Source organism: Photobacterium sp. BZF1 (assembly GCF_014349205.1).
In the GTDB taxonomy this organism is placed as follows: domain Bacteria; phylum Pseudomonadota; class Gammaproteobacteria; order Enterobacterales; family Vibrionaceae; genus Photobacterium.
This window is the reverse complement of the sequence record NZ_JACSOF010000183.1, coordinates 1-11,225: the sequence shown is the minus strand read 5'-3', so window position 1 is coordinate 11,225 and position 11,225 is coordinate 1. Positions and strand designations below refer to the sequence as shown.

8 protein-coding genes and 1 riboswitch are annotated in these 11,225 nt (G+C 44.5%); of the genes, 3 read left to right on the top strand and 5 right to left on the bottom strand.

Annotated elements, in window-relative coordinates; translation table 11 throughout:
* The first annotated feature begins 432 nt into the window (after window positions 1-432).
* A riboswitch (cyclic di-GMP riboswitch) is annotated at window positions 433-515 on the top strand.
* 177 nt (window positions 516-692) lie between these two features.
* Window positions 693-3,275: a glycosyl hydrolase family 18 protein gene (locus tag BIZ37_RS26855; RefSeq protein WP_187464139.1), complete on the top strand. Its 2,583-nt coding sequence runs from the start codon at window positions 693-695 to the stop codon at window positions 3,273-3,275.
* A 56-nt stretch (window positions 3,276-3,331) separates the two neighbouring features.
* Here the strand turns inward: BIZ37_RS26855 and BIZ37_RS26850 are convergent, their stop codons facing one another.
* From BIZ37_RS26850 to BIZ37_RS26830, 5 genes are all read right to left on the bottom strand, one after another.
* A complete protein-coding gene (locus tag BIZ37_RS26850; protein WP_187464137.1) occupies window positions 3,332-4,765 on the bottom strand; it encodes a porin in 1,434 nt (477 codons plus the stop codon).
* Between the two features lie 8 nt (window positions 4,766-4,773).
* On the bottom strand, window positions 4,774-4,998 hold the full coding sequence (locus BIZ37_RS26845) for a hypothetical protein (RefSeq protein ID WP_255526923.1): 225 nt from the start codon (window positions 4,996-4,998) through the stop codon (window positions 4,774-4,776).
* 376 nt (window positions 4,999-5,374) lie between these two features.
* A complete protein-coding gene (locus BIZ37_RS26840; RefSeq protein ID WP_187464136.1) occupies window positions 5,375-5,899 on the bottom strand; it encodes an NADPH-dependent FMN reductase in 525 nt (174 codons plus the stop codon).
* Window positions 5,900-6,101: 202 nt separating this feature from the next.
* Window positions 6,102-7,307 carry a NupC/NupG family nucleoside CNT transporter gene (locus tag BIZ37_RS26835; RefSeq protein WP_187464135.1) on the bottom strand — a complete coding sequence of 402 codons (1,206 nt, stop codon included), beginning with the start codon at window positions 7,305-7,307 and terminating at the stop codon, window positions 6,102-6,104.
* A gap of 239 nt (window positions 7,308-7,546) precedes the next feature.
* Window positions 7,547-8,485: a LysR family transcriptional regulator gene (locus BIZ37_RS26830; protein WP_187464134.1), complete on the bottom strand. Its 939-nt coding sequence runs from the start codon at window positions 8,483-8,485 to the stop codon at window positions 7,547-7,549.
* Window positions 8,486-8,704: 219 nt separating this feature from the next.
* On the opposite strand from BIZ37_RS26830, the gene BIZ37_RS26825 reads away from it, so the two are divergent.
* Together BIZ37_RS26825 and BIZ37_RS26820 are read left to right on the top strand one after the other, a co-directional pair.
* Window positions 8,705-10,003 carry an FAD-dependent oxidoreductase gene (locus BIZ37_RS26825; protein WP_187464133.1) on the top strand — a complete coding sequence of 433 codons (1,299 nt, stop codon included), beginning with the start codon at window positions 8,705-8,707 and terminating at the stop codon, window positions 10,001-10,003.
* Between the two features lie 168 nt (window positions 10,004-10,171).
* A complete protein-coding gene (locus BIZ37_RS26820) occupies window positions 10,172-10,747 on the top strand; it encodes a DUF3047 domain-containing protein (protein ID WP_222939847.1) in 576 nt (191 codons plus the stop codon).
* The last annotated feature ends 478 nt before the right edge of the window (window positions 10,748-11,225 follow it).

Here is an 11,225-nt window from a genome sequence, read left to right as displayed (position 1 = left end):
AAAGAGACCCCCCAGTCAAAAATATATAAATCCATGAAATTACAATTAATTAATCGAAAATCCACTAATTTATCAAACCAAAAGATCAATGATAACTGACGTGGGCTGCCTTGAATCACTCAAAACAGACCAAAATTCATCATTTAAATACAACACATGAACTTCATAACAACAATTGATATGAGCTTAACACAGCATTTTATTGACACCACCAACAACAAGGGACAGTTTGTAAATCAATCATACTGGTCGCACCAATTTGCTAGATATAGATCACCAAACCGATTAAATTCAATCATTTAATTGAATTATTATTAATCTTCAAGTTCATGGAGCAAGCTCACATGCCCACACTTTTTTGCTGGTATTTTAATTAAAAAATAGATTTTTCTTTGACCAAAATAAGCGCCTTTGCTACACATTTAATAGTACTTGTGACAACGGCAAACTAAATGAAAATTTAGGACGCAAAGCTTCCGGTCTAAAGATTTTTCTATGATAGCGGGGCTACCTCAAGTGGAGTTTTCTCCCTTTCGTTGTACTCGTATTTATTAAAGCAAATGGAGCGCGAATAATATTAATGGATTCTGTTTTTCTCATTTTATAAATAGATTTCCACTTTATCCCGCTCAACAAACCATTACCCGTTTTATGTAAATGGAGTTCATTCTGTGAAAAAGTCTAATCTAGCCATGTTAATTGGCGGCTTACTCTCATCCTCAATAAGCTATGCCGCCGCCCCCGGCGCACCAACCATCGATTGGGGTGAGTACACCTACGCCCTTGTCGAATTGAACCGCGATGCAAGCAGTTACGAAGAAATCGTGGTTGGCGTTCATGACAGTGTTGCAGTGACGGTTTCTTGGCAAACATGGAGCGGCGATCCTGCAGAAACAGTCAATGTAAAACTTGATGGCGATATGGTTTGGACTGGCAACGGTAGTGTAAAAAGCGCTACGTTCGACGTCAGCAAAGGGGGTGTCTATGACATGACCGTTGAACTGTGTAACGCTGATGGCTGCAGTGAAAGTGGCAGTGTCGAACTCACAATCGCAGATACCGATGGCAGCCACCTCGCTCCGCTGGTACCGGTTCTGCAAGAGAACAATAAACCTTACACCAATAAATCAGGTAAGGTTGTCGGCACCTATTTCGTTGAGTGGAGCGTATATGATCGCGCCTTCCCTATCGATAAGGTTCCAGCCCAAAACCTCACGCATATCATCTACGGTTTCACCCCAATCTGTGGCGGCAACGGCATCAATGACAGCTTAAAGCAAATCCCTGGCAGCTTCGAAGCGTTGCAAAAAGCGTGTGCGGGACGTGATGATTTCAAAGTTGCTATCCATGACCCTTGGGCTGCGATCCAAAAAGGCCAGCAAGGCGTCAGTGATTGGGCCGATCCATACAGGGGTAATTTTGGCCAGATGATGGCGCTCAAACAAGCCTACCCAGATTTGAAGATCCTACCTTCTATTGGCGGATGGACCTTATCGGACCCATTCTACTTCATGCATGATGAAGCAAAACGACGCACTTTTGTTAACTCGGTCAAAGAATTTTTACAGACATGGAAGCTCTTTGATGGTGTCGATATCGACTGGGAATACCCTGGTGGTGATGGTGCCCACCCGACGCTAGGAGACAAAGAGAAAGACGGTGAATTGTATGTCACGCTGATGAAAGAGTTGCGTGAAATGTTAGATGAGTTATCCGCCGAAACAGACCGTAACTATGAGCTAACGTCTGCCATTGGGGTCGATGTCAAAAAGATTGAGGTCGTTGACTATAGCCGCGCCCAACAATACATGGATTACATCTTCCTAATGAACTATGACATGTTCGGTGCCTTCGACTTGAATAACCTTGGTCATCAGGCTGGGCTGTATGATGCGAGCCACAACCCGGCAATCACCCACACTACAGATCGTGGTGTCAATGATCTTCTGGCACAAGGGCTTGATCCGAAGAAGTTAGTGATAGGCGTACCCAAATATGGCAGGGGCTGGAAAGGGGTTCACAACTATACCGGTGATAACCCAATGACCGGGCAGGCAACAGGCGGCATTGATGGTACATGGGAAGCCGGTGTACTGGACTACCGTGATATTGCCGACAACCACTCAGGCAATGGCTGGGAAGATCGCTATGACGAACAAGCAGAAGCATCCTACAAGTGGAACCCTACCACCAAGGAGCTTATCTCTTACGACAATACCAGAGCTGTAAAAGCAAAAGGTAACTACGTTCAACAGCGTGGCTTGGCTGGCCTATTCGCATGGGAGGTTGACGCCGATAATGGTGACATCCTCAATGCCATGCACGAAGGATTAGGTCATGGTGACGATGGTGTCACTCCACCACCAGAAAACAAACCGCCACATGCCAATGCCGGTGTCGATCAAACGGTGGCTGGACCTATCGATGTCATTCTTGATGGCTCTAACTCCTACGACCCTGAACAACAAACGATCAGCTACTCTTGGCAGCAAACGGCTGGTGAATCTGTACAAATAACAGGGAGTACTGAGGTACAAGCAACCGTTTCTGTACCTGCCACTGATGCTGATACCAGTTACTCCTTCACTCTAACGGTCACCGATGAAGAAGGTCTGACGGATACTGATACAGTGACAATTTCCAACAAGGCTGAACAGGAGAACCAACCACCGACGGTATCGCTGCCTGCTGAGCTATCCATTGAGTCACAGGATAACTTCACCTTGAATGCTCAAGCCGATGATCCTGACGGCGATCCTCTTACTTACAGCTGGACTATCCCTCAAGGCTTTACCCTTGTTTCAGGCCAAGGCACTGTCTCACTGACCCTAAAGGCGCCAACCGTAACAGAAGCTACACAAGCAACGGTATCAGTCTTGGTTTCAGATGGTGGTTTCGATGCTCAAGCACAAACCTTGGTCACGGTGTCGCCAAAAGATTCGGGAGGTAATGAGTGTGATGTTACCGATCCAAACGCAGGTAACTACCCTGCTTGGTCTGGCGGTGCGGTCTACAATACCGGCGACCAAGTCAGTCATGACCAGTTGGTATGGGAAGCGAAATACTGGACGCAAAACAACGAGCCAAGTGAAACGGCCGATCAATGGAAACTGATCAGTGATGTTGAATTCGGCTGGAACACTGGTGTTGCCTACAATGGCGGTGACGAAGTAAATCATAACGACTATCGTTGGAAAGCCCAGTGGTGGACCAAAGCTGAAGAACCGGGCGTCGCATCGGTATGGGAGAATATTGGAGCTGCTACTTGTGAGTAACAAGTAAACTAACACCTCGACAAAAACAGCGACTCAGTGAGTCGCTGTTTTTCAATTTACTTCAAAATATCATACGGCTTAGACCAACGGTAACGCTGACTGAGTTCCTTTTTAATATCCTGGTACCTTGCAGAGTTTAACAAACCAAGCGCATCCTCTTTTGTTAGCAAAGGCTCTTCACCTTGTTTATGTTGCTTTCGCACATACAAAATATCTTTGGCACTTTGCCTTAGTGACTCGAACGAAACTTCGTCACCATTACCATTGATAAAATGGGTGTAGACCTTGGCTTCTGTACCTTGTTCTTGCGCTCCGCAATCATACATAGATGGATTCCAAAGACTCGTACCATCCGCCGAGTGGTACTCGGTAACAGGGCGACCTAGGGCAATATCCTCGATCATGCAATAGGTTGGACTCAAGCTAATTAAGTTATGGGTGTTATTAAATGCATGAGCTACCCAATCACCGCCGCTCGCTTGGTCTGTGTCCCTTTCAGCATCTTGCTCCGTTTCATCCTGCCAAACCCAGCTATCAAATGGACCGGTAAAGGATTTATCAATCGCCAAACTCTGCGGGTCAGAGACAAAATACGCGGTATCTCCATTCTCAAGATGGTAAGCCTTAACAAAATCACGATTAAATTCATAATGAATATTGTCTGTCTTTAGGTTTCGACCATGATAAGGGCCATCAACCAAACTTACGGTATTAAAGTTTGTCTCAGTAATCGCTTTCACATCACCATTGGTTGAGAAATCTGAATCAGACTCACTCATGTAATAAGGATGATCACTATAGAGCAAGCTATCGCCCCCAGAAATGATGCCACTTCTCGGACCCGAATATTGATAGCTTGCCACGTCATAACTGGTTTCATTACGGCCAGAGTCCATTTTAACATCAGCCTTAATGACACGTACTGATGTGCCAATCCAGTGACCTTCAAATTTTAAGAAATAATCTTGGGTGATCACTTCACGCCCTGTTAACTCATCAATATCGTAACTCTGAATATCAAAATGTGGGGAAGTTGGGTCGAAATCCCAACGGCGGAAGAAGGAAATCTTGGTACCTACTTGGCTAATAGCACGTGGTTCAGAGTCATAATTCGCATCACACGCCTGACCACGCTTAGCGATGTAAGCCAGTTTTGTCCCATTCACATCAACCCGACATACGTACTGATGATCATCTAGTGCTGATGGGTTCACTTTGTTCACGATGTTGATGAATGCATCTTCGCTCACATCTGTATTATGGGCTTGAAAATGGCCTATCGCGGTATTGTATTCAGTTATTTGAGCTTCATTGCTGGCCGGTAATGTTAAGGCATAATCCAACATAAAGTATTCAGCTTTATTTTGCTGAATCTTATTAACTGCATAATTAATAAGTTCTTTTGATTGGTAATAACCTTGTACGTTTGGAGTGGCATTGGCATGTGTAGCCGTCATGATAAGAAGAGCACTGATTATCGTTTTTTTCATTATATTCTCTACTTCTCAAAATTTGACGGGGTACGCATGCCTACCCCTTTATTGGAGGCATATTTCACTGCTTGAAGTGTTTCCAACTCACCAGCGCTGATGCTCAGCTGAGTTTGACGGCCATATTGTTTGGTAGCACTATCAGATTGGGAATTCGAAGAGGAATCGCCACCACCACAGCCAGTCAGGATTCCCCCGACAGCTATCATCACTATAATTAATCGGTATTTCATTTTATAAGGCCTTATCGCAAGCATTTCGTAATGGCACTAAATATTGAGCGCTGTTTTATTGGGGGTGGATTATATGTTCAGCATTTGTTCAGGTTCAAGACATTAAATGAATGAATAGGTACAGGAAGGTATTTGTATTTTATAAAAAGTAAAAGAAAGGCAGTTAAAACCAATATATATCATAACCTTAAGGCGCATTGTTATATGCATTTAAAAGGTATCAATTGATTTAATTAATCAAAATTTCCAAATTTGAAAATAGATTAACTATGAAAGTAAGATCAATGCCCTTGTGAAAATATCACAAGGGCATTTATAAATAAGCGTCAAGCTAACCATAAAGTAGTAAATAAAGCAGTTGTTACTGAAGTCACTATTACTGAAGAAGCTGCACTGTCGTAACAAGCTTATCATTCAAGTGCGGGTGAATGATGCCGCCATTTTCAGGGTCGAAATTGTCATAAAAGCTCGGTACTGAGAGCGTCGCCTTCACTTCGGCGCCAAAAAATGGCATTGATGCCTCGGCAGCGGCCAATACATTCTTTGCCCCGCCAGGGCCCGGTGATGTTGATAGCAAAACAACGGGCTTATCTTGATACACTTTTGGCTCAATGCGTGATACCCAGTCAAACAAGTTTTTGTAGGCAGCGGTGTAAGACCCATTATGTTCAGCAAATGAAATCAGCAAAGCATCTGCAGATTGAACCTTATTAAGAAAAGCCTGTGCGAGCGCGGGTTGTCCAAGCTGGTTCTCTTTATCCTGGCTAAACAATGGTAATTCGAAGTCATTGAGATCCAACACTTCGACATTGATGCCTTCCAATTGCGAGGCGGCATAGGTGACAAGTTGTTTATTTATGGAGGTGCTGCTGTTGCTTGCGGCGAAGGCTATCACTTTCATTTTGTCATCCTTTTCAATAAGTATTATTTTGCTTACCAAATAACATTAGCAACCCAATTTAGCTAAGTAAACCTAATAACTCATCTCCCTTGCTTCTATATAACCTTATGAAAAAAGGGGAAAACTATCGTTCTCCCCTTCCACCTATATCAAACCTTCACATTAGAAGGTTGATAACATCATTTTTTAACTCGTGTCACGGTTAAAGCGACAGAATAACGCCTGCAATAGAGGCACTCATCAAGTTTGCCAATACACCTGCAGCAATCGCACGAAAACCCATTTTAGAAATGAAGGTACGGCGCTCAGGGGCTAGACTGCCCAATCCACCGATCAAAATTGCCATGGTTGAAACATTAGCAAAACCGCACAAGGCGAAAGTTACAATCGCCAGTGAGTGCTCGCTAAGCTGCTCTTTCACTTCCATCATTTGGATAAAAGCGACGAATTCGTTAACTACAACCTTGCTACCAATCAAAGATCCCGCGACTAATGCCTCGTTCCAAGGCACTCCAATCAAGAAGGCAATAGGTGCAAACAAGTATCCTAGTATAATTTCAAAGCTCAACTGAATACCGAACAGGTCGCCAACATTACCCAAGAGACCATTAAGCAGCGCGATTACACTGATGAAGGCCAATAGCGTGGCACCTACCGCAACGGCAATACGTACACCTGACATCGCGCCGTCAGCCAAGGCTTCAACCACATTGGTTGCACGAGGCAGTTCAACAGAAGTGATTTCGTCTTCATCGTTGCCCTTGTCGCTTGGTGGTACCATCATTTTTGCCATCAACAAACCTGCTGGTGCCGACATAAATGCCGCTGCAATCAAGAAATTCAATTCCACGCCCAGGGAGGCATAACCCACCAAGGTACCACCAGCTACCGAAGCCAGACCGCAAGTCATCACCGCAAAGAATTGCGAATCACTCATTTTTGTCAGGTATGGCTTAACCACCAGCGGCGCTTCAACCATACCAACAAAAATATTTGCTGTTGCTGATAGTGATTCCGCGCGGCCAGTGCCTAACAAGCGCTGAAGAGCACCACCAATAATATTGATCACCTTCGGCATTAAGCCAATGTGATAAAGCGCAGAGATAAGCGCCGAGAAGAAAATAATAATACCCAGTACATTAATGGCAAAAACAAACCCAACACTACCGGTTGCCAAACCTCCAAACAGAAAACTAATTCCCTGCTGGCCATAGTCGATAACACTGGATACCCCTGCTGTTACTGCATTTAGGACGTCTTTACCGGCTGGGACATAAAGTACCAACAAGGCAAAAATGATTTGCAAACCGAATGCCAGTGAGACTGTTCTGACAGGAATATTGCGACGGTCTGTTGATAGTAGATACGCAATAACCAGAATGGCGAAAATACCCAGTAAGGACGACATGAAAATAGCACCTTTGCTCTAAATGTTGAGCCGCGCATTCTAGAGAGCAAAGGATTGCGTACAAGGTGAGTTTGCTATTGGTTTGTTACACGTCTAATCCCCAAAAACAAAGATAAACATAAAACATTGATTATAAACAACTTAGATATGTAACCTTGCTTATTATTGCTAAATGGAAAAAGTATTTATGCCTTCACGAACAATTATTTGCTAGCGACTGTTGGAATTATCGGCAGTTGCTAGATTTTTACCCAAGGTTTCAGTGCTTCATCCCAATAAGGGGCCTCTCCGATATATTGCTTAAAGAAATCAATAACAGCGCTTATCTTGCGGGGCAAATGCTTACGGCTTGGATAAACAGCATAAAACGGCATTGTCTGATTAGCTGTCCAATCAGGTAGTAACTGTATCAATTTCCCGTCCCGAAACTCATCGGTTAATAAGTAACTGGCAAGATAGGCAACTCCCCAACCGGCAATGGCGGCATCCCTTACCGCTTCTGCCAAATCAACCCGATAGTTACCCGCGACCTTCACCGTTAAAGATTCCCCTTCTTTGCTAAAGTCCCAACAGCTATAGTCTCGCTGACGGCTTTGGTAGGTCACACAATTGTGGCTAGCAAGATCTGACGGATGACAGGGTGCAGCGTGTTCAATAAGATATTTAGGGGATGCGGTAACGATAAAGCGGGTTTCAGCCAAACGCTGGGCAACATAGCCCTCGGGGATATGCTCAAAGTTGGTGATCCACAAATCCAACCCATCAGCCAACATATCGGCTTTGTGATCAAACAAGCTCAGTTCAACCTGTAAGTCAGGGTATAACTGACGCAATTTCTCTATTGCCGGGATAATATGCATAGTGCCGAATGACTGGGACAGTCCCAACCGAATCACACCTGTTACATCATCACGCTCCTGAGCCATCGTATCATTGGCTTCATTGACGGCAGTCACAATCTGTTTGGCATACTCAGCAAAATGATGGCCTGCTTCTGTCAATGTTAAGCTGCGAGTGGTTCGCTGGATCAGCTTTACATTCAAATCACTCTCCAGCACACCTAGCTGCTTACTAACATGGGAAGTTGATACCCCTAAAGTCCGGGCAGCGGCAGTAAAACTGCCAGCCTCAACTAAGGTATGGAAGATGACCATTTGGCTGGCTCGGTCATGGATCATGCTTTGTCCTCTCTACACACCATCCATGGCTTAAATTCCAATATGGAATAAAAAACTCGTCAGTTTACTCCTACAGCGCTGAATGTCACGTTTGGTAAGCTAAGCGCCTCAACCCATACAGAAGACTTATCATTCTGCTTTTTAATCGCCAGTTACAAGCATAGGATTAAGTGCCTATTTGTCATATAGTTAACACAGTTAAATGTTCAGGTCATAACCATGGCAATTCAGGAAAACGCATCTTTTGATGCAATTATTGTTGGAAGCGGGCCAGCGGGTGCAACAGCGGCTAAATCACTCAGTCAGCAAGGGAAAAAGATTCTTGTTCTTGAATGGGGTGATAACTCCCCGCTAACAGGTTCTTTCTGGCAAATGGCAAATATTGCAGCCATCCCTGGCAAAGGCGCTTTTGTTGGCAAAGACCTTTCGTTGCTGATTCGCGGGATCACCGCTGGTGGTAGTTCAGCAATCAACTATGCTGCTGCCATGCTTCCTCCATTTGATATGTTCGACCGTTACGGTATTGATTTACGTGACTCAGCCAAGGAAATGCAGCAGGTTGTGCCCTACTCTCCCCTTCCTGACAATCTCATTGGCCCAAGGGCAAAACGCATCTGGCAAGGGGCACAAAAAGCAGGGATTGAATGGCATAAGCTCGACAAGCTGATCGATGTCCAACAATGCCGAGCGAACTGCCATTTGTGTGGTTATGGATGCCCACATAATGCCAAGTGGACCGCCCGTTATTTCTTGGAAGACGCTGTATCAAACGGTGCTCAACTTATTACCAAAGCAAAAGTCACCAAGGTACTGACAGAGCATCACCATAAACTCGGTCAATATACGGTTGGTGTTGAGTACCAGTATAACGGGGGTGTACACCTGGCTTTGTCAGAGCACATCATTTTGGCCGCTGGTGGGATTGGTTCACCGCAGATATTGCAACAAAGCGGGATTAAAGAAGCCGGACAGCAGTTCTTTATTGACCCTGTCGTGGCAGTGATGGGGGCTGTCGATGAAAAGTTTGAAGCCGGAGAAGTGCCGATGGCTGCCGGCTTACACCTGCCTGATGAAGGTATTGTCCTGTCAGACCTTGCTCTGCCCAAGCCGTTTTTCCATTTGTTCACTGCCCAAGTTGGCCGGTTTGACCGGATGCTATCTGCCGATAACACATTGACCATTATGGTCAAAGCAAAAGACAGCCTGACAGGGAAAATTGGCCCTAATTGGGCGGCTAAGACACTGTGCGATGAGGATAAAGAGCGACTAAACCAAGGGGCAGAAATCGCTGAATCTATTTTGAAAGCCGCAGGAGCCACTCACATCTATCGCACCCATCATTTTGCGGCACACCAAGGTGGCAGTGCCGCCATCGGTGATATTGTGGATAGCAACCTAGAAACCGATATCAAAGGGCTATTTGTCTGCGATGCTTCCGTTATTCCTGAAGCTTGGGGCTTACCACCAACCTTTACTTTGCTTTGTTTGGCCAACAGGCTGGCCAAGCACCTTTCGTAGTTTGAACATAAGCTGAAAGACAGATAATGGATGGGCATGGGGCAAAGCTAGTTTTATCAGACTAATATTACCTTCATGCCAATACTTCTATATTTCATCTTATTATTGTTGCCTTTGCGTGCCTTGGCCTCATTTGAACTCCCAGTCGCCCAGTTTAGTCTGGAGTCAATGACCTCATGGCAAGTGAAGCATTTTGTAGGGCGTACCCAATATGTTGTAGTCCCTTTCGATGGACAACGTGTCCTCAGAGCAACCAGTAACGATAGTGCCACTATTATCACCAAACCAATTCGTATCGATCTCGAAGAGACCCCCTACCTCAATTGGTCATGGCGGGTAGAAGATCAGTTAAGTGGAATCAATGAGACGACCAAAAGCGGAGATGACTTCGCGGCTCGGATCTATCTGGTTATCGGCGATAATTTGCTAAACCCTGCAACGAAAGCCATTAATTATGTTTGGTCCAGCAACCAACCCCGTTATTCACGCTGGAGTAATCCCTTTGCCGGCGAGAAAGTCCAAATGATTGCGGTTCGGGGAGCGACAGACACCATCTCACAATGGCGCAAAGAAAAGCGGAACGTTTATCAGGATCTTATTAATGTGTTCGGTGATAAAGGTAGCGAGCACAAGAACCGCAAGGCCTACCGCTACCTCGACGCCATTGCCATCATGACCGATAGCGACAATAGCGGCCGGGCAGCCACCGCCTACTACGGAGACATTTTCTTTTCGACTAAATAATTGAAACGATGAGAAAAAGAAAAGGTGTAATGGCAAACAAGCAGACGTTCGTTGCCATTACACTCCCTCAAACAGAGGTAAATAGACGAGATTTTAATAAAACATCATCAAAGGTCACACATCCTTCATAATAACAGTACTTGGTACGAAAAACAACACATATCAATAGCAATTTTTAACTTACCATAACTATCAATAAGTTATTTTAAGATTTCATACCACCTGTGGCATATATATGTATATCAGATTTAAAATACACTTTTTGCTATTCTTGCCCATTAACTACAGATTAGATAACTCCTTTTATATATTAGAACCAGAAGAAAACGTGAATTTAGATAAGTAGGGCATAAGTTATTATTTTCAAACAACATCAGAATGTATAAATTATCAACTGAATAATTCTATGAGTGGGTTATTTCTTCGCATTGAGGAACAAGATAGTATTCATTCTGTTCAATCTTCCATGCCCCTCCAC